Source organism: Ligilactobacillus sp. LYQ135, assembly GCF_053711055.1.
The window spans coordinates 359,821-379,338 of sequence record NZ_JBSJYT010000001.1; the positions used below are offsets into that span (position 1 = coordinate 359,821).

Genomic DNA, 19,518 nt, shown 5'->3' on the forward strand with positions numbered 1-19,518 from the left:
TAGCTGCCTCCTTCTACATTTCCTGGGTAATAAAATTTTAAACATCAAGATTGTCAACAAAGGTTGCATTTTCTTCAATAAATTGGCGCCGTGGACCAACTTGATTACCCATTAACATTTCAAATACTGAGTTTGCTTCTTGAGCATCTGCTAATTTAACACGTAGTAACCGGCGTCTTTCAGGATCCATTGTAGTTTCCCACAATTGTTCTGCATCCATTTCACCAAGTCCTTTATACCGTTGAATTACTGGCTTAGGTGAAGCTGGTAATTGTGATAAGATTTCATCCAATTCCTCATCTGAATCAATGTATCGAATCATTTTACCTTGGCGAACTTGATACAATGGTGGTTGTGCAATATAAACATAGCCTTTTTCAATCATTGGACGCATAAACCGATAGAACAATGTTAATAGCAATGTTCGAATGTGAGCACCATCAACATCCGCATCAGTCATGATGATTAATTTATGATAGTTTGCTTTTTCAACATCAAAATCTTCGCCAAAGCCGGTTCCAAGTGCAGTAAATAATGAGCGAATTTCTTCATTCGCTAAAATTCGGTCTAAACTTGCCTTTTCAACATTTAAAATTTTTCCACGAATTGGCAAAATTGCTTGGGTTAAGCGTGAACGTCCTTGCTTAGCTGAACCACCCGCAGAATCCCCTTCGACGATAAATAATTCTGAAATCTCAGGATCTTTACTTGTGTTATCTGCTAATTTTCCTGGTAAATTCGAAATTTCTAATCCATTTTTCTTTCGCGTAACTTCGCGTGCACGTTTAGCAGCAACCCGTGCCTTAGATGCTAAGATTCCTTTATTTACAATTTCTTTAGCAACAGTTGGATTTTCCATCATAAACTTACTAAAGATTTCACTGAAAATCTTATCAGTTGCAGCACGTGCATCTGAATTTCCTAACTTAGTTTTAGTTTGCCCTTCAAATTGTGGGTTAGGATGTTTAACTGAAATTACAGCAGTCAATCCTTCACGCACATCTTCACCAGATAAATTAGGATCATTTTCTTTTAATAAATTAGTTTTACGCGCATAATCATTAATTACCCGCGTCAATGCAGTTTTAAACCCAGATTCATGAGTTCCACCTTCATATGTGTGAATGTTATTAGTGAAGGTTAATAAATTGGAGTGAAAATCATTAGTATATTGCAAGGCAATTTCAACTGTAATTCCCTTTTGAACTCCTTCAACATAAATTGGATCTTTAAAAATAACTTCCTTGCCCTTATTTAAGTACTCAACATAATGTTTAATTCCACCAACATAGTGAAACTCTTCATGAGTAGGTTCTTCAGGTCTTTTATCGTCAATTGTAATTTTTAATCCTTTATTCAAAAAGGCTAATTCCCGAATCCGCGTTGTTAAGGTTTTAATATTGTAAATTGTTGTTTCAGTAAAAACATCTGGATCTGGAACAAAGTGCACCGTTGTTCCATGAGCATGGACATCAGTTTGCCCAATCACATGCATGGTAGTGTTAACTTTTCCAAGTTTAAAATCCATTCCATAAATGTTAGGATCACCTTCACGAGTAACTTGAACATCTAATGAAGTTGATAACGCATTTACTACAGATGCACCTACACCATGCAATCCACCAGAAACCTTGTATCCACCACCGCCAAATTTCCCGCCGGCATGTAAGACAGTGAAAACTGTTTCTAAAGCAGGACGACCAGTTTTCTTTTGAATATCGACTGGAATTCCCCGCCCATTATCTTTAACAGTGATACTATTATCTTTTTCAACAGTTACGTTGATTTCCGTTGCAAATCCCGCTAAAGCTTCATCAATTCCATTATCAATGATTTCCCATACAAGGTGATGCAAGCCTTGTTCGCTAGTTGATCCAATATACATTCCAGGACGTTTACGAACTGCTTCTAAGCCTTCTAAGACTTGGATTTGACTGGCATCATATTCTTTAGCTTTTTCTTCTTTTGCTTCTTGCACTTGCTTCTCATCTGCCATATCGTTCACTCCTAACTTATAATCTTATTTTTATTTCGTTGGATAAAATACTTGTGGAATCAACTTGGAATCATCACTTTCAAGTGTAGTTGTTCCAGTTTGAATCCGAAAAATTCGTGGTTCTTTAATTAAATTTCGCGCTACATCACTTAAAGCCGGCGTTGTCAGAAAGGTTTGAACCTTATCTTGAATTGTTTTCAATAAGTGCGTTTGTCTTGCACCATCTAACTCGGATAAAACATCATCTAGCAACAACACCGGATATTCTCCAGTTTGATTTTTCATTAAATCAATTTCAGCTAACTTTACTGCTAAAGCCACTGTTCTTCGTTGCCCTTGAGAACCATAAACTTGGACATTTTTTTGATTAATCAAAAACTTAACATCATCACGATGAGGTCCATATAAAGTAGTTCCTTGAAAGATTTCTTTTTGTTGATTTTTAGTATATAAGTCCATCAAAGCTTGTGAAATTTCAGTTTCATTCATTTCAGCAATGGTCTTTAATGCACTTTCATATTCAAAAGTCAACTTTTCTTTGCTTTGGGTAATTCCTGCTTGCAGTTTTTGCGCATATTTTTCTAATTCTTTTAAAAAACGCACTCGCTGAATAATAATTGCACCACCAACTGCTGCTAATTGCTCAGACAATACTTCTAAATATAATTTGTCGGTTTGAATCTTGGTTTGCAATTGTTTCAAATACTGATTACGTTGCTTTAAAATACTCCGATATTGAGTTAAATCATGTAAATATTTAGGTGAAATTTGCCCAAACTCCATATCAATGAATCTTCGACGAACACTTGGAGCGCCATTAACCAAAGCCAGATCTTCTGGAGCAAATAAAATTACATTTAACTGACCTAAATATTCTGAAAGGCGGGCTTTTTCTAAATGATTTACCTTAGCCTTTTTACCACGCTTTCCGATGTCTAATTCTAATTTTAAAGAGCCAAATTGGCGTTGCACTGTTCCGTAAATTTGAGCAGCATCCTTTCCAAATTCGATTAATTCCTTATCGTTATTTGTACGGTGGCTGCGCGTCATTGCCAACACATAAATTGCTTCTAGTAAATTGGTTTTACCTTGAGCATTTTCTCCAATTAATACATTAATTTGTGAAGAAAAATCAATGCTGACATCATCATAATTGCGGAAATGATGCAGTTTTAAATTTTCTAAGTACATAGTTTTTAAAGACCACTTTTCATGATGTAAGTTTTGCCATTGGGCAATTTTACTTCATCATTGGGATAAAGTTTGCGTCCTCGACGATTATCTAGCTCGCCATTAACATAAATATCATGCTCACTTAAGTACCATTTTGCTTGTCCACCTGATGAAATTACATCAGCAATTTTCAACAATTGTCCTAATGTAATGTATGGTGTTTCTAACCTAATTTCCTGCATCTAGCAAACCCTCCTTAAAATTAGTCTTTTACTGTATAATTATACCCTTTTTTTAGGATAAAAACAATTTTATTCCGCATATTTTGCGGTTTAAGCAAAGTTAATGATTTCGAATAAAAAGACCCTAAAACTATTAAAAATAGCTTAAATCAAACAAGGTTGACAAAAGCATTTAAACATAAAAATAAGACTACAACATGCGTTGTAGTCTTTAATTTACTTTTCTTTAACATACTGTCTTTCAATTTCTTCTAGTGTATGTCCTTTAGTTTCTGGAACTTTAAAGATTACAAAAGCAACTGCAATTAAACAAATTACTCCAAAAATTGCAAAAACTGTTTCTTGAGTCATTGACGCTGTCATTAATGGGAATAATAATCCCACTAAAAATGCACCAATCCAGTTAAATGATGAAGCCGTTCCACTTGCTTTTCCACGGATTGCTAGTGGGAAAATCTCACCAACAATTACCCATGTAAGTGGTGCCCATGTAAATCCATAAAAGCCAACATAAATGCATAAGAAGAAAATTGTAATTAACGGGTCAACATTTCTAAATAACGTACTAATTACAGCCGGCAAAATAAAAGATAAGCCCATTCCTGTACCACCTAAAATCAATAAAGTCCGCCGCTTAAATTTATCTGCAATGATTAAGAAAACAAATGAAGCTCCTAAAAGAATTGCGCCTTCAATTACTGGCCACATTAAATTTGATGAAGCTGCATGTCCTGTTGCCTTAGCAACAATTAATGGAATGTAATAGAAAATTGCATTAACTCCCATTAATTGTTGGAAAGCAGCAACTCCGACGCCTGCAATCACTAAGTAATGGTATTTTCCAGTAAATATTTTACTTAATTTAGTTTGAGATTTACTTTGGTTTTCGGCTTTTTTTATGCTTTGGACTGCGTGAATTTCACTTTCGATCTGATCTTTCGGTTGTACTAAAGTCAAAACTTGCCGCGCTTCTTTAATTCGATTGTGATTAATTAAGTAGCGTGGTGATCCTGGTAAGTTTAAACTTCCAATAAATAAAATTAATGCTGGCACTGCAGCCATTCCAAGCATTGCACGCCAAGCAAAAGTTGCTGGTAAATATTGCAACAAATAATCAACACAATAAGATAATAAAGTTCCTAATGCAATCATTGTAAAATTAATTCCTGACAGTCGTCCTCTCGATTTAGCAGGAGTCATTTCTGACATATAATTTGGCACGATTGCTGAAATTGCTCCGACAGAAAGTCCTAAGAAAATACGCACTAACGTCAAATATATGTATCCATTTTCAGGTGCAATTGCTGATAGCAAAGATCCCACAATAAAAATTAAAGCTGAAAATGAAAGCATCCTTTTTCTGCCAATTTTATCTGATAAATGCCCTGCCATAATCCCGCCAAAAATTGCACCAAACATCAAAGATGATGTGATACATCCTTCCCAAAAGGCGGAATGCATGTGCCAATCAATTTGTAAAAATGGCAAAGCGCCTGTCATTACCCCAATATCGTAGCCGAACAAAATTCCTCCAAATGAACCAAAAAAATATATATACGCCTTTGAAACTTTTTTTACTCGCGTCATAAACATCCCTTCCTTCGATTTAAATTTTGCACAATATATAATTATAAAAACATTGTTATTTTAATTTTTTTATCAGTAAAAGTCATTTAATTTGCTCAAAATAAAAAAGACTGCAATTTTTGTTACAGTCTTTAATCTTTTGATTATTTTAAAAAGTTCGCACTGGAGTGATTAATTGAATAAAATCTTCGCTATCTTCAGTTGGCATTAATGTAAATGGACGTAATGGCAATGTTAATGATAAACGCACTTGTGCTTGTCCAAAAGCTTGTAAAGCAGCTTTCATATAATCCGGGTTAAAGGAAATTTCAATATCATTTCCTTCTAACTTATCAAATTGTAATTCTTCTTCAATATTTCCAACTTCAGGTGAGTTACTTGATAATGTTGCTGTTTGTTTTTCAGTATTTAAATTTAATTTAACAACATTATTACGACCTTCGTGTGAAAGTAATGATGCTCGTTCAATCGCACGCAATAATGTTATAGCATTAAATTCAACATTTGTTTCTGAACTTTGCGGAATTAAGCGATCTGTGTCAGGATACATTCCTTCAAGTAAACGTGAATAAAAAGCAGTATCATTAAAATTAAACAAAATTTGATTTTCAGCAATTTGTAATTCAAGTGGATTGGTTGAATCACCAATCATACGTGCCAGTTCAATTAAAGATTTACCTGGGACGATAATGTCATAGTTAAGATTTTCAGCACCAATTAACTTTACTGTCCGTTGACTTAACCGATGTGAATCAGTTGCAACTGCATGTAATTTTCCATTACCAATTGTTAAATGAACACCTGTTAACATTGGCCGATTTTCTTGAGTTGAAACTGCAATCACAGTTTGATTAATAATTTGTTTGAACAAATCAGCTGGAATTTTTAAATGTTCATTTGAATCAATTTCTGGTAAATGAGGATAATTTTCTGCATCTATCCCATTAACTTGATATTCAGTTTGTCCAGAAGTAATCGTTGCTTGAAAACGATCATTAACTTCTAAAGTAAAAGTATCTTCTGGCAATTTTTTAACAATTTCACTAAAGAAGCGAGCTGGTAACACAATTGATCCTGGTTCATTAATTGTTAAGTCAAAATCAGAATCATCAGTAGTAATTTCATTTTCAATTGAAATATCAGAGTCACTTCCTGTGAGTGTTAATTTAAAATTATCAGCTTGAATTTTTAAACCAGTTAAAATTTCAATTGCAGTTTTAGATGAAATTGCGCGTTGCACATCATTTAATTTTTTTATGAATGCATTTCTTTTTATTGTAAATTTCATGTAGATGCTCCTTTAATTAATATATATAAGTAATTATTTATAGTAGTAGTATTAGGGGATGTTGATCTTGTGGAAAACTTTTGAAAAGTTATAAAAATCAAGAATTATTCCTGTGAATAATGTGTGGATAAAAATTTGATTTTGTTCACAGTTATTCACAATTAAACCTTTAAGTTTTCCTTCAACTCTTCAATATTTTTTTGCAATTCTTTATTGCTTAAAAGTTCGGTTTGAATTTTTTCATGGGCATGAATGACCGTCGTATGATCTTTACCACCAAATTCTTGACCAATTTTTGGTAAAGAAGCGTCAGTTAATTCGCGTGATAGATACATTGCGATTTGACGTGGCATTACAATTGATTTAACCCGTTTTTTTCCTTTCAAATCAGTCACGGTCACGTTAAAGTATTTAGCAACCTTATTTTGAATTAAAGGAATTGTTACTTCTTTAGCAGAACCGTTACTTTCAAATCCACTTAAAGCTTCGGCTACCATACTAGTTGTGATTGGTCCATTAGTCATTGACGTTACAATTTTGATTCGAGATAAAGCACCTTCAAGATCCCGCACACTTGAATCAGCGTGACCAGAAATATAGTTTAAAGCTTCATCGGGTAAATCAAGACCAAGCGATTGAGATTTTTCGCGTAAAATTGCAATTCGCGTTTCAAAATCAGGTGGAGTAATATCTACTGGCAGTCCCATTTTAAAGCGTGTAACTAACCGCGTTTGTAAATTTTGAATTTCGTTTGGTAATCGATCTGCAGTGAGGACAATTTGCTTATTATTTTGGAAAAGTGTCTCAAAGGTATTAAAAAATTCTTCTTGAGTTCCAAGTTTACTTGCAAGGAATTGAATATCATCAACTAATAATAAATCTACGTTGCGATATTCTGAGCGAAATTCAGATTGATTTTTTAATTGAATTGAAGTAATAAAATCGTTGGCAAAAGCTTCACTTGAAACATATTTAACCTTAGCTTTAGGATTACGTTTTAAAATAGTATGTCCAATCGCTTGCATTAAGTGAGTTTTACCTAGTCCTGCTCCTCCGTATATAAATAAAGGATTGTAAACACCACCGGGATCTTCAGCAACAGCCAAAGCAGCGGCATGTGCCATTTTGTTTCCGTTTCCGACCACGAATTTTTCAAAGGTATAATTACTATTCAATTGATTATTTTGAACGAAATTATTATCTTTTGATGAGATCTTACTGGTCTTTTGCGGAACTTCGTTGGCTGAATGATCAACTTGAAGATCAATTTCGCTTGGTTGTTGAGTAGATGTTTCATTGATTTCTTCAGCTGAACGGACAATAATATTGATTTTTTGACCAATTGCTGGTTCTAGTAAATCAATAATTGTAGGGCTAATGTTACGTTCCCAATAACCTTTTATAAGATCAAATGGAACTTCAACGACCAGAGTATTATTTTTGAATTCCAATGGTTTGGCTTGTTTGATCCAGGTATTAAAAGCCACTTGACTAAAAGATTCACGTAACCCATCAGAAATAATCTTCCATAAAGAATCTAATTCTGGCTCATGCACAATTGGGCCTCCTTTGCAAAAAAAATTATACGTTCATTGTAGCATTAAAAAAATAAGTTTTCCACAGGTGTGAAAAAGAATATTTTATTAAAGAACAAGGGGTTAATTGTTTATCCACAAGGATAATTTTTTTGTTGATAACATTAATGTGCCGGAGAGTTATTCACAGAACACTTTGGAAAGTACTGCTTGATATGGCGGGGATTATAATTCTTTTCCACAAAAACAACAAAAATCCACAAAAAGACAATCCACCTATTGTTAACTGTGGATAAGTGTGTAAAAAAAGCTGTTAATTTCTTTTTTACAATTCACAATTATTTATTTTGACTGCTAATAAATTTTTGTAAAATGTGGAAATTTTTGCTAATTTTTCACAAAAAAAATAAATTAGCAATTTTTTCAAATTAAAAAATCGCTTTTCATATCATCTTTTGTATGTTAAACTTACAAAGTAAGTCTGTTTTAGACTTTATTGGCATTCGAAATAGAATTTAATATTTCAATTTTAATAAGGAGGTGTTACTTCATGAAGAGAACTTACCAACCTAAGAAACGTCACCGTCAACGCGTACATGGTTTCCGTAAGCGTATGAGTACAAAGAACGGTCGGAATGTGTTAGCACGTAGACGCCGTAAAGGTAGAAAAGTATTGTCTGCATAGATCACTGGACCGTCAGTGGTCTTTTTTCTTATCTAAAAGAATTAATGGATAAGTCCATTTTGGGAGAATGACAATGAGAAAATCATACCGCGTTAAAAAAGAAGCAGAATTCCAAACGGTTTTTAAACAGGGCAAATCAGTTGCTAATCGACAGTTTGTAGTTTATATGCTTGAAAAACCCAATCAACCTCATTTTCGAGTAGGCATCTCGGTTGGAAAAAAGGTCGGCAATGCAGTTGCACGTAACTGGGTCAAGCGGCGTATTCGCCAAACTTTAACAGATCTAAAGCCACAATTAAAGCAAGACTGTGATTTTTTAGTAATTGCACGCCCAACAGTGGCTTGGATGTCAACTGCAGAAGTTAAGAAGCATCTTAGTCATGCGTTAAGATTAGCGAAAGTATTACCTGCAAAAAATGAAACGAAAAGTGAGGAATCGCGTAAGTAATGAAAAGACGTACTAAAAGAAATCTTGCGATTCTCGGAACCTTGTCATTGGCTTTAGTATTAGGCGGATGTGCCAATAGTAATGAACCAATTACTGCTCATAGTACTGGTTTTTGGGATCATTATATTATTTGGAATTTCGTTCGCGCCATTCAATGGTTGAGTAATATATTTGGCCATAACTATGGATGGGGAATCGTGGTCTTTACAATTATTGTCAGAATTATAATCTTGCCGTTGATGTTCTATCAAATGAAGAGTACGCGCAAGACACAAGAAATTCAGCCAAAATTAAAGGCATTACAAGCTAAATATCCTGGTAAAGATCGTGAATCAATGCAGAAATTACAGGAAGAACAGCAAAAACTTTATGCTGAAGCTGGAATTAATCCAATGGCTGGATGCTTGCCAATGCTAATTCAAATGCCAATTTTGATTGCTTTGTATCAAGCAATTTGGCGTTCACCAATTTTGAAGAATGGTGATTTCTTGTGGATGCATTTAGGTGAAAAAGATCCATATTACATTATGCCAATTTTGGCGGCATTATTTACATTTGCAACTTCAAAATTAACAATGATGAGTCAACCAGAAGGCTCAAATAACATGATGAACAGCATGATGTTATATTTCATGCCAATTATGACTGGATTTATTGCGATTAACTTACCGTCTGCTTTGGCACTTTACTGGGTGGTAACAAATGCCTTTTCAGTAGGACAAACATTATTATTGCAAAATCCATTTAAGATTCGGCGTGAACGTGAAGAAAAAGAAGCAGCAGAAAAAGCACGTCAAAAACGTTTAGAAAAAGCTAAACGAAAAGCATACAAACGCAAGAAAAAATAATTGCAAAGCTTATAACAGCAACATCGTATGTGCGGTGTTGCTGTTTTTTACTTACATAATAAAAATATATAATTTTAGATTAAACTGTTTAATTAAATTAGCAAAAGAAAAAATTAATTAAATTCTCATAAAATCACTTGCAATTTATCATGGAATGCTGGTATTTTTATAGTATCTTTAATGTAAGGGAGAAACTCAATTGGAAAAAACATTAGTTATCAATTCAGGTAGTTCAACATTAAAATTTAAGTTGTATTCAATGCCTGAAGAAAAAGAAATTGCAAAGGGTTTGCTTGAACGAATTGGTTTTGATGGTTCAAAGGTCAAAATTACATATGGTAATGGCGATGTTTATACTGAAGAAAAACCATTAGAAAACCATGGAGAAGCTATTCAAGTAATGCTTCACTTGTTAAAAGAATTAAAAATCGTAAATGATTTTAATGAAATTACAGGTGTAGGTCATCGGGTTGTTGCCGGTGGCGAATACTTTAATCAATCAGTTGTTGTTGATGATGATGTTATTCAAAAAATTGATGAGTTAGCCGATTTTGCGCCTCTTCATAATCCAAATAACTTGATTGGAATTACTGAATTTAAAAAGTTATTGCCAAATGCAATTTCAGTTGCAGTTTTTGATACTGCCTTTCATCAAACATTGCCTGAAGAAAACTATATGTACAGCACACCATATGAATGGTATGAAGATTACAAAGTACGACGCTATGGTGCTCATGGAACAAGTCATCAATATGTAGCTGAACGAGCTGCAGAATACTTTGATAAGCCATTAAAAGATTTAAAATTGATTACTTGTCACTTAGGTGCAGGTTCTTCAATGTGTGCAATTAAAGATGGTAAATCATTTGATACATCAATGGGATTCACTCCATTAACAGGAATTACAATGGGAACTCGCTCAGGAGATGTTGATTTTTCACTAGTTGCTTATGTAATGAAGAAAATGAATACCACTGATGTAGATGCTGTTTTAGATACATTAAACAAAAAATCTGGTTTATTGGGTGTTTCAGGACGTTCATTAGATATGCGTGATTTGCAAGCAGCTGAAAAAGATGGCGATAAACGTTCAGCTTTAGCAATTCAACTTTTCGTTAAAAATATTGTACGTTATGTAGGTCAATACTACGCAGAAATGGGCGGATTAGATGGAATTGTCTTTACTGCTGGAATTGGCGAAAATGAAGGAGCGATTAGAAAACGAATCATTGACCGGTTATCATTTATGGGAATGGAAATTGATGACACTAAAAATGATGCTAATGTAGATGGCTTTATTTCAACAGCTGATTCTAAGATTAAAGTTTTACGTATTCCTACAAACGAAGAATTAATGATTGCTAGAGATGTTGAGCGGTTGAAAAAATAATATAAGTTACAATTTGAAATAAAGGCTTGATTTATTAAAATCAAGTCTTTTTATTATGCATGATGTAATTTTGGATAATAAAATAACAACCTTTCAACTTTGGTACGTACCATTGAAAATAAAGGTTGACCCTCAAAGAATAAGCAGGTATGATAAAGGTGTAGTCAAATATGAAAAGGCTTTATTAAGGGAGGAATCCATGATGGTTGATTATTCATCAAAAGAATATTTAAAAAAACTCGATGCATACTGGCGTGCAGCTAACTATGTTTCAATCGGACAATTATATTTAAAAGACAACCCACTATTAAAAAGAGAATTAAAAGCAAGTGACGTAAAGGCACGTCCAATTGGACACTGGGGTACAATTGCAGGCCAAAACTTTATTTATGCACATTTAAATCGAGTAATTAATAAGTATGATTTAGATATGTTTTATGTTGAAGGACCTGGCCATGGTGGTCAAGTAATGGTTTCAAATTCATATTTAGATGGAAGTTATTCTGAAATTTATCCTGAAATTAGTCAAGATGAAGAAGGAATGAAGCGTTTGTTTAAGCGTTTTTCATTTCCAGGCGGCGTAGCTTCACATGCAGCTCCTGAAACTCCTGGCTCAATTCATGAAGGCGGTGAGTTAGGATATACAATCTCACATGCTACTGGTGCAGTTTTAGATAATCCTAATTTAATTGCAGCAGCAGTGGTTGGTGATGGTGAAGCAGAAACTGGTCCATTAGCAACTTCATGGCAATCCAATAAATTCATTAATCCAATTAATGATGGTGCAGTCTTACCAATCTTAAACTTGAACGGATATAAAATTTCAAATCCAACTATTTTATCACGTGAAAGTGATGAAACTTTAACTAAGTATTTTGAAGGAATGGGATGGAAACCTTACTTTGTTGAAGGTGATGACCCTGCTAAAATGCATCCTCAAATGGCTGAAGCAATGGATAAAGCAATTGAAGATATTAAGGCTATTCAAAAGAATGCACGGGAAAATAATGATGCAACCTTGTCACAATGGCCGATGATTGTTTTCCGTGCTCCAAAAGGTTGGACTGGTCCTAAGAAATGGGATGGTAAACCAATTCAAGGTTCATTTAGAGCTCACCAAATTCCATTACCAGTAGATGAAGATCATATGGAACATAAGGATGCATTAGTTGAATGGATGCAAAGTTACCATCCTGAAGAACTATTTGATGAAAATGGCAAATTGAAAGCAGAAATTGCTGAAATTTTACCAACTGGTGAACATCGAATGGCACTAAATGAACATACTAATCCTGGTAAGTTGATTCGCGATTTAATTTTACCTGACTTTAGAAAATATGCGGTTGATACTTCAATTCGTGGTGGTCAAGTTGCACAAGACAATCGGGTTTTAGCAGATTATTTAAAAGATGTAATTGAAATAAACGCTAAGAATCATAATTTTAGAATTTTTGGTCCAGATGAAGTGATGTCTAATCGATTTGCACCTATTTTTGAAGTAACTAATCGCCAATGGATGGAAGATATCCATGAACCAAACGATGAGTTTGTTGCTTCAGCAGGACGAGTGATTGACTCACAACTTTCAGAACACCAAGCAGAAGGATTCTTAGAAGGTTATGTATTAACTGGACGACATGGTTTCTTCCAAAGTTATGAAGCATTCTTAAGAGTAGTTGACTCAATGCTTACTCAACACTTTAAGTGGTTAAGAAAAGCCAAGGAACAACCATGGAGAACTTCTGTACCATCATTAAACATTATGGCAACATCAACCGTATTCCAGCAAGATCATAATGGTTATACTCATCAAGATCCTGGAATTTTAGATTTATTGGCTGAAAAGAAACCAGAATTTATTCGGGAATACTTGCCAGCAGATGCAAATACTTTACTTGCAGTATTTGATAAAATTTTGAATGATTATGATAAGATTAACTATATTGTATCTTCTAAACATCCACGGCAACAATTCTACTCAGCAGCAGAAGCAAAAGAATTAGTTGATAAAGGATTAAAGATTATTGATTGGGCTTCGACTGATGATCATGGCGAACCTGATATTGTCTTTGCTGCTGCTGGAACAGAACCAAACTTGGAAAGTTTAGCAGCAATTTCAATCTTGCATGAAAAGTTACCAGAATTAAAGATTCGGTTTATTAATGTGGTTGACTTATTAAAACTTCAAAGTCCAAAGCGAAATCCACGGGGATTATCAGATGAAGAATTTGATATGTACTTTACAAAGGATAAACCGGTAATTTTTGCATTCCATGGATTTGAGGGGTTACTACGTGATATTTTCTTTGATCGGCATAATCATAATGTGCATTTTCATGGTTATCGTGAAAACGGAGACATTACTACCCCATTTGATATGCGAGTAGTAAATCAATTAGATCGATTTGATTTGGTTAAAGATGCGGTTTCTAACTTAGATAATCCATCAGCTTACGGTGAAACTGTCGCTGAAATGGATGCAAAAATTGCTAAACATAACCAATATATTCGCGATACTGGACGTGATTTACCAGAAGTAAATGAGTGGCAATGGAAGCCAATTAAATAAAAGATAAATGCGACGAAAATATTTTATGTTGATCTAGTTACTTTGGGAATCTAGTTGTAAAATATGGGAAAAGAGACTATCATTTGTGAAATTTCATAAACGATAGTCTCTTTTTGTACATACAAATTATAAAGATTTTGTTTTGAAACTATTTTTTAAAAGGAATATAATGATGATAATCTTTAAGAAAAGAAGGGGAAGTATATGGATGAAGTTTTAAGAATTTCAGGAATTGGCCTATTTTTGATAGGAATTTGGCAACTATATGTAGCCTGGAAATATTATCGTTTTCTTCATCAAAAAGGAACTGATAATGTTTTTAGTCCGCTAGCATTATATTCAGGGGTAGTTATTGGCATATTTGCTTTTGTTTTAGGAATTATTTTAATTATAAGTCCAATGGATGCATATAACACTATAATGCAAATGATGCATAACTAAAGCAATTCAGATTAAAAGGAACTTATTTTGGAGTAGTTAGAAATTTAATTGTGCATTCAGGAAATAAAACAAGTCATTCAAGAAATTTTGATTTATTTTAATGATGAGATGATATTATACTAAGTGAACATAGAAGTTGAGGTTCTATGTTAAAAGATAAGCATTAAAACGACGAGCAGTGGTATTATTTTCACTTACTCAAACTTATATTGTACGAATATTTTATATGGACCGTCACACATGTCATATAATCTAATCTCTTTGACAATAGATGGAATTTAATTATAGTATCCTCTCCCAACCGATACTTGAAAATGATTTAACCTGATCGCTGCGAGTCAATAGTTTCTGTAAAGAATTGCATGGTGGCAATTTGTGCGCTTGCTCTTGACCCCTTTTAATGAAATGGCGTTACACGGAAACGAAAAGAAACGAGACCGCCCAGTCTCGTTTCTTTTTTTAACTCAAAATATAATAAAGCTAGATTAATGAAAGAACGTGTCAAAATGAAGTTCAAAATTATTGCACACCGGAGAATGTCTACGTTAGCATCAGAAAATACTTTAAGTGCTTTTGAATTAATTTAATGCCACAGTATAAAATTAATTGGTTGGAGACAGATTTAGCAATTACTAAAGATGAACAATTTGTTATTATGCATGATAATAACTTATCACGAACCACAGATGAAAGGGGAAATTTAACAAATGTCACGTTAAAAGAGCTTCGAAATTTTTCAGCTGGGAGTTGAGTAATAAGTTTCAAAAAGAAAAGGTATCAACTTTTGATGAATTAGTGATATTTTTAAATCAAACCAAGATTAAATTGATCCAGGTATTCGGGTAATCATTTCTTCATTTTATTCTGAAATTTTATTAAAATTAAACAACTTAAGGTTGCAGGTTTTGAAGTGAATGTGTGGACTGTTGATTATTTTCAAAGAGCAATGCAATTGTCAAACTGGATGTGGACGGAATTTTTACAGATATTGGGCAACAGTTTCATGTGAAACAATAAAAAGGTACGATAAAAACATTAAAAACAAGCGAAGAGATGTAAGAAAGAAAAAAGACTGTAACTTATGTCACAGTCTTCGATAAATTACTTAATTAAAAGCTTTAATGCTACTGAAACGATTAAAACAAGAATAACCGCACCGATGATAGAAGGAATGATTGCCATTCCTGCAACAACTGGACCCCAAGATCCAAGTAAGTATTCACCGAGAGCAGATCCAATTAATCCAGCAACAATATTTGCAATCCAACTCATTGAACCGCCACGATTAGTAAGCCATCCAGCAATTGAGCCAATGATTGCCCCAATCAATAAGCTCCAAATAAGATGTAACATAATGTGCACCTCCTAAGGAGCCTATTATATCATATTTTAGTTAACTTCAAAGTCTTTTTTGATTTGCTGAATATTGTTAGAACGTAATACACTTTTAATAATTACTAAAGCTAGTAATGCAAAGAAAATAATATTAAGTAAACCACTTCCAAAAATTGGAGCAATATGATTTAAAATGACGGCACAAAATGTTTCAATAAAACTGAAAAAAATTGGCACCATAATATTAACTGTTCTTAAATAAAGTAATGCGCATATCAACCCTAATGTAAAACTAGCAGTAACTTGATAAATTGTTTCTAAAATGCCACCATAAAAATCATTTAGTAAGTATACTTGAAAAGCACTGTATAAAAATGAACTAACTACTACACTTTTAATGATGACATTGTCAGTTTTCCAATTGTGTAAAAGTGAAGGAAGAATAACACTAAAAAATACGACAACTGGAATTGATGATGTTGATAAAATGTAAAATAACCAGAAAAATGGATCAAGCGAAATTCGCAAAGACGTTTCAGAAGGAATTGTTCTAAAAAGTACATTGATTGCAATAATATACAATGGCATGAATAATGCTAACCAACCAAACCGTTTAAAACCAAACCAATCAAAATAGATTTTTTCTTTGGTATAACGCCAATTAATTAGTAAAATCCAGCCGATTGCAAGTAAATTACTGATCAACATATCTATAACTGTAATTTTAACTTCAAAAATACGTGAAACAAGATGTAAAAATAGTAACCCTAATAGCCAAAAAAGAAGGGTCAACCAAGTTATCTTAATATTTTTTTTTGTTTTTTTTTCTGTCATAACCTAATCCTTAACTTTTATTTTCAACTAATAATTTTAATATAAACTTTTCAGAAAAGAAACTCTTGGAATTTAATTGTTAACGTTTTAAAACTAGGTTAGATATAATGATTACTATAAAGATATGGAAAGAAGAATTTATGATGGAAAATAAGTTGATTGCACATTCAATTGATGAAACTGTTGAGAAGGCCATTGAATTTATTCAACAAAAGAATTTTAAAATTTTTGATGACATTGATCAACAAAAAGAAGCCATTGATGTGGGGTTGAAAATTCCCCAAACAAGACTAATTATTTTTGGCAATCCTAAAGTGGGAACTTTATTAATGCAAGAAAATGATGAAATCACTTTTGAATTACCAATAAAAGTATTGTTTATTCAAAAAGGACAACAAACTAAAATGATCTATAAAGATCCTTATGATTTTGCTGGATATGATCATTTAAAAGATCAAGGAAAAGAAATTATTCAAAAAATGCATGGAATGTATTTAGAAATGGAACAAACTTTAAGATAAAAGCTTTGCTTCAAATTTGAAACAAAGCTTTTTTCTACTTAAATGCAATATAAATTTGATGACTTCTTGGAAATTCAATATTCATCCGTTCTTTTAACAACGTTAAACATTTTTGTTGATTTAAGTTTTGCGCATGAAAATGCTTAAATCCATTTTCATTTAATTGAAAATGATTATTATTTTGAGTGATTTCAATTTTACGATCACGTTTCCATGTAGTTAACAGGACATGGATTTTTTGATTAGCCTTCATGCGTTTTTGAATCATTACAGCAGCATTATTACGTGAAATTAACTGCACTTTAAACACCTTCATTATTCAATTGATACTTTTAGTGTAGTCTTTTTAACAAATAAAAGCACTTATTTAACATTAAACTTAGTTGCAATTTGTTGACGAGATTTTGCGCGTATTTCAATTGCTAAAACAATTAAGGCAATTAATAAAGTAACTAAAGCCGGGGTAATTCTAGTTTGACTTTCAGTTGTATTAGATACACTCATTGAAATGAAATCAGTTAGTGTATGAAAAAGAATCGGGGTAATTAAATTTCCTGTTTTTAAGTACATAATGGCTAAAATAATTCCAAGTGAAAATGCAACAATAATTTGAATTAAAGTATTTTTTAGCGGTTGAGAGAAAACATTTAAGGAATGGGTAATTGCAAAAACTAAACTACTAAGTAAAATAGCAGCTAAAATTGGATTCTTTCCTTTCCAATTATGCAAGAAACTTCCTAAAATTAATCCTCTAAAAGTTATTTCTTCAGCAACGCCTACTAAAATCGTTAAGCAACCATACATCAAAACGTGATGCATATAAGGAAAATAAGTAAATAATTCTAAGAATGTAAAAATAAAGAAAATATCAATTACTAAGGAATGCGAAAAAATATTCCAGTGATTAAAAAAGAATTTTTCTTTAGTATAAAAGTGATTAATAAGTAAAACCGCAATAATGATTCCAATTTCACAAATATCTTGGAGTACTAATTGATCATCAGAAGATACAATGTGATAACGCAATTGTAAAAGTGAGAGAATAAAGTTAATAACAATAAAACTTAAAATCCAAAATGCCCACGTAAACCATGGTTTACGTGGATTTTTATCATTGTTAAATGCCACGAGTTTGGCCTCCTAGTAATCTTATATCAACAATATAGCAGAAAATGTTTAACAAAAAAATAAAAGAGAACTATTAATATTTAAGTTTTAGTTATATTTTAAACTATTTAATAAAGTTGATTATTTTGGATTCTCCTTCACATAAATATGCATAAAATGGTAAAATTATACTAGTATTTTATTCGCACGAATTATTAGGGATAAAAGAATTTTTATGACGATTTAAAAGAGGTATCCGTATGAAGAAATCATCAGTTTTTGATGCGAGCTCATTAGCTCTAAAAAAGATTATGAATAGCCGCAAAGTCCAAGTTTCACAAGAAACCAATGCAGTCCTTGATGATAATACAGCTTCTCAGCGTGCATCTTTTGAAGAACAGTTAAAAAATGCCCAAGATGAACTTAAAAGCATCAGTCATGAAATTGACGAAATTCAGTTTAGTGTAGATGCTAAACGGAAGCAAATTCAACAATTAGATCAAGTAGCTGATAAAACAAAAGCAGAGTTAAAAACTGCTCAAAAAAATAAAACTACTGCTCAACAAAATTTGCAAAGTGCAACGATTGAAAATATCAATAAAATTAGTCAAAAAATTGCTAATAAACAAGATGATATTGTTTTAGATCAAAAACGTATTCAAGAGTTAGAAAAAACAAAAGTAAAGCCTCAGAAACAAACATCTGCACAAAAAGCACAGATGCAGCGGTTAAATGAACAAAAACAAGTTTTAACTAAAAGACAACTAGAAGCACAAAAAAGTGTGAATGGGGCTAATCAAGTAGTGTCGGATGAACAAAAGGCACTTGAAACTGCGAAATTTGAAATTAGCAAAGCAAGTGGACAAAGTATAAAACAAGCACGTGAAAAAGTTCAAACAAAGCAAATTGATTTAAATACTGCACGTTATAATTTACGGGGGGCACAACGTGAATTAGAAAATGTTCAAGAAAACTTAGAAGAAGTTGAAAATAAAACAAGCTTACTTCAAGGTGATAATAAAGGAGCATTAGAAGCAGTTAAGGCAAAATTAATTAAAGATCAAAAATTACTTGATGAATTTCAAACGCGCTTAGCAGTCTTACAAGATGCTAATAATCAAATGCAAAGTGTTCGGACTCAATTAAAAAAAGCAGAAGAAACCGTTCAACAAAATGAACGTCAAAAAGAGAAATTACGCCAAGCGCTAGCAGAAGAAATCAACCGGTTAACGGTTGCTAAAAGACGTGGACTAGATTGTCAAAAGAGAGTAGAGACACTCACAAATGAATTAACCGTATTACAAAAATCACTAGCTTCAATTCCGCTTGAAAAAGAAATTCAAGATGAACGCTTGCCGCAGGTGAAAGAAACGCGCAAGACTAAAACACGTAAAAGTGGTCAAATTTTGAAGGTCGCAGCACTTACAGTTTCTGAAATTTTAACCCGATTAGATCTTGGACATAATCGTAAAAAAAGAAAATAGTTTCCCTGGAAATTTAATTGCTTTTGCTAAAAATG

General features: G+C 32.8%; 19 protein-coding genes. 9 read left to right on the top strand and 10 right to left on the bottom strand.

Features of this window, described 5'->3' with window-relative positions:
- Positions 1-37 precede the first annotated feature (37 nt).
- From gyrB to dnaA, 6 genes are all read right to left on the bottom strand, one after another.
- A complete protein-coding gene (gene gyrB, locus ACWCL1_RS01665) occupies positions 38-1,996 on the bottom strand; it encodes a DNA topoisomerase (ATP-hydrolyzing) subunit B (protein WP_454545188.1) in 1,959 nt (652 codons plus the stop codon).
- 30 nt (positions 1,997-2,026) lie between these two features.
- The gene (gene recF, locus ACWCL1_RS01670; protein WP_454545189.1) at positions 2,027-3,187 is read right to left on the bottom strand and encodes a DNA replication/repair protein RecF; all 1,161 of its coding nucleotides are present in this window, start codon (positions 3,185-3,187) and stop codon (positions 2,027-2,029) included.
- Positions 3,188-3,192: 5 nt separating this feature from the next.
- Positions 3,193-3,411: a S4 domain-containing protein YaaA gene (yaaA, locus tag ACWCL1_RS01675; protein WP_454545190.1), complete on the bottom strand. Its 219-nt coding sequence runs from the start codon at positions 3,409-3,411 to the stop codon at positions 3,193-3,195.
- 216 nt (positions 3,412-3,627) lie between these two features.
- Entirely contained in the window at positions 3,628-4,998 is a 1,371-nt protein-coding gene (locus ACWCL1_RS01680; protein ID WP_454545191.1) for a sugar porter family MFS transporter, read from the bottom strand.
- 148 nt (positions 4,999-5,146) lie between these two features.
- Positions 5,147-6,286 (bottom strand): DNA polymerase III subunit beta, encoded by a 1,140-nt coding sequence (gene dnaN, locus ACWCL1_RS01685; protein ID WP_454545192.1) that lies wholly within the window; start codon positions 6,284-6,286, stop codon positions 5,147-5,149.
- A gap of 161 nt (positions 6,287-6,447) precedes the next feature.
- On the bottom strand, positions 6,448-7,842 hold the full coding sequence (dnaA, locus tag ACWCL1_RS01690; protein ID WP_454545193.1) for a chromosomal replication initiator protein DnaA: 1,395 nt from the start codon (positions 7,840-7,842) through the stop codon (positions 6,448-6,450).
- Positions 7,843-8,371: 529 nt separating this feature from the next.
- Between dnaA and rpmH the strand changes: the two genes are divergently transcribed.
- The 7 genes from rpmH to ACWCL1_RS01725 all read left to right on the top strand — a co-directional run bounded on the left by rpmH (position 8,372) and on the right by ACWCL1_RS01725 (position 14,953).
- On the top strand, positions 8,372-8,506 hold the full coding sequence (gene rpmH / locus ACWCL1_RS01695) for a 50S ribosomal protein L34 (RefSeq protein ID WP_057827207.1): 135 nt from the start codon (positions 8,372-8,374) through the stop codon (positions 8,504-8,506).
- Between the two features lie 73 nt (positions 8,507-8,579).
- Positions 8,580-8,954: a ribonuclease P protein component gene (rnpA, locus tag ACWCL1_RS01700; RefSeq protein ID WP_454545194.1), complete on the top strand. Its 375-nt coding sequence runs from the start codon at positions 8,580-8,582 to the stop codon at positions 8,952-8,954.
- Complete coding sequence (locus ACWCL1_RS01705) at positions 8,954-9,802, top strand: YidC/Oxa1 family membrane protein insertase (RefSeq protein WP_454545195.1); 849 nt, start codon at positions 8,954-8,956, stop codon at positions 9,800-9,802. Before rnpA ends, ACWCL1_RS01705 begins: the two co-directional genes overlap by 1 nt.
- Before the next feature lie 199 nt (positions 9,803-10,001).
- Positions 10,002-11,192: an acetate/propionate family kinase gene (locus ACWCL1_RS01710; RefSeq protein WP_454545196.1), complete on the top strand. Its 1,191-nt coding sequence runs from the start codon at positions 10,002-10,004 to the stop codon at positions 11,190-11,192.
- 199 nt (positions 11,193-11,391) lie between these two features.
- A complete protein-coding gene (locus ACWCL1_RS01715; RefSeq protein ID WP_454545197.1) occupies positions 11,392-13,761 on the top strand; it encodes a phosphoketolase family protein in 2,370 nt (789 codons plus the stop codon).
- Positions 13,762-13,965: 204 nt separating this feature from the next.
- On the top strand, positions 13,966-14,202 hold the full coding sequence (locus tag ACWCL1_RS01720) for an immunity protein (protein WP_454545198.1): 237 nt from the start codon (positions 13,966-13,968) through the stop codon (positions 14,200-14,202).
- Between the two features lie 586 nt (positions 14,203-14,788).
- Positions 14,789-14,953 (top strand): glycerophosphodiester phosphodiesterase, encoded by a 165-nt coding sequence (locus ACWCL1_RS01725; protein WP_454545199.1) that lies wholly within the window; start codon positions 14,789-14,791, stop codon positions 14,951-14,953.
- Between the two features lie 350 nt (positions 14,954-15,303).
- Here ACWCL1_RS01725 and ACWCL1_RS01730 read toward each other — a convergent pair whose 3' ends face one another.
- Together ACWCL1_RS01730 and ACWCL1_RS01735 are read right to left on the bottom strand one after the other, a co-directional pair.
- Positions 15,304-15,555: a GlsB/YeaQ/YmgE family stress response membrane protein gene (locus ACWCL1_RS01730; RefSeq protein WP_454545200.1), complete on the bottom strand. Its 252-nt coding sequence runs from the start codon at positions 15,553-15,555 to the stop codon at positions 15,304-15,306.
- A gap of 36 nt (positions 15,556-15,591) precedes the next feature.
- A complete protein-coding gene (locus tag ACWCL1_RS01735; RefSeq protein ID WP_454545201.1) occupies positions 15,592-16,371 on the bottom strand; it encodes a hypothetical protein in 780 nt (259 codons plus the stop codon).
- A gap of 143 nt (positions 16,372-16,514) precedes the next feature.
- Between ACWCL1_RS01735 and ACWCL1_RS01740 the strand changes: the two genes are divergently transcribed.
- Entirely contained in the window at positions 16,515-16,892 is a 378-nt protein-coding gene (locus ACWCL1_RS01740; RefSeq protein WP_454545202.1) for a DUF302 domain-containing protein, read from the top strand.
- Positions 16,893-16,926: 34 nt separating this feature from the next.
- On the opposite strand, the gene ACWCL1_RS01745 is transcribed toward ACWCL1_RS01740, so the two are convergent.
- Together ACWCL1_RS01745 and ACWCL1_RS01750 are read right to left on the bottom strand one after the other, a co-directional pair.
- Entirely contained in the window at positions 16,927-17,193 is a 267-nt protein-coding gene (locus ACWCL1_RS01745) for a hypothetical protein (protein WP_454545203.1), read from the bottom strand.
- A gap of 62 nt (positions 17,194-17,255) precedes the next feature.
- Positions 17,256-18,020 (bottom strand): CPBP family intramembrane glutamic endopeptidase, encoded by a 765-nt coding sequence (locus tag ACWCL1_RS01750; RefSeq protein ID WP_454545204.1) that lies wholly within the window; start codon positions 18,018-18,020, stop codon positions 17,256-17,258.
- 239 nt (positions 18,021-18,259) lie between these two features.
- On the opposite strand from ACWCL1_RS01750, the gene ACWCL1_RS01755 reads away from it, so the two are divergent.
- Positions 18,260-19,483 (top strand): hypothetical protein, encoded by a 1,224-nt coding sequence (locus ACWCL1_RS01755; protein ID WP_454545205.1) that lies wholly within the window; start codon positions 18,260-18,262, stop codon positions 19,481-19,483.
- Positions 19,484-19,518 lie beyond the last annotated feature (35 nt).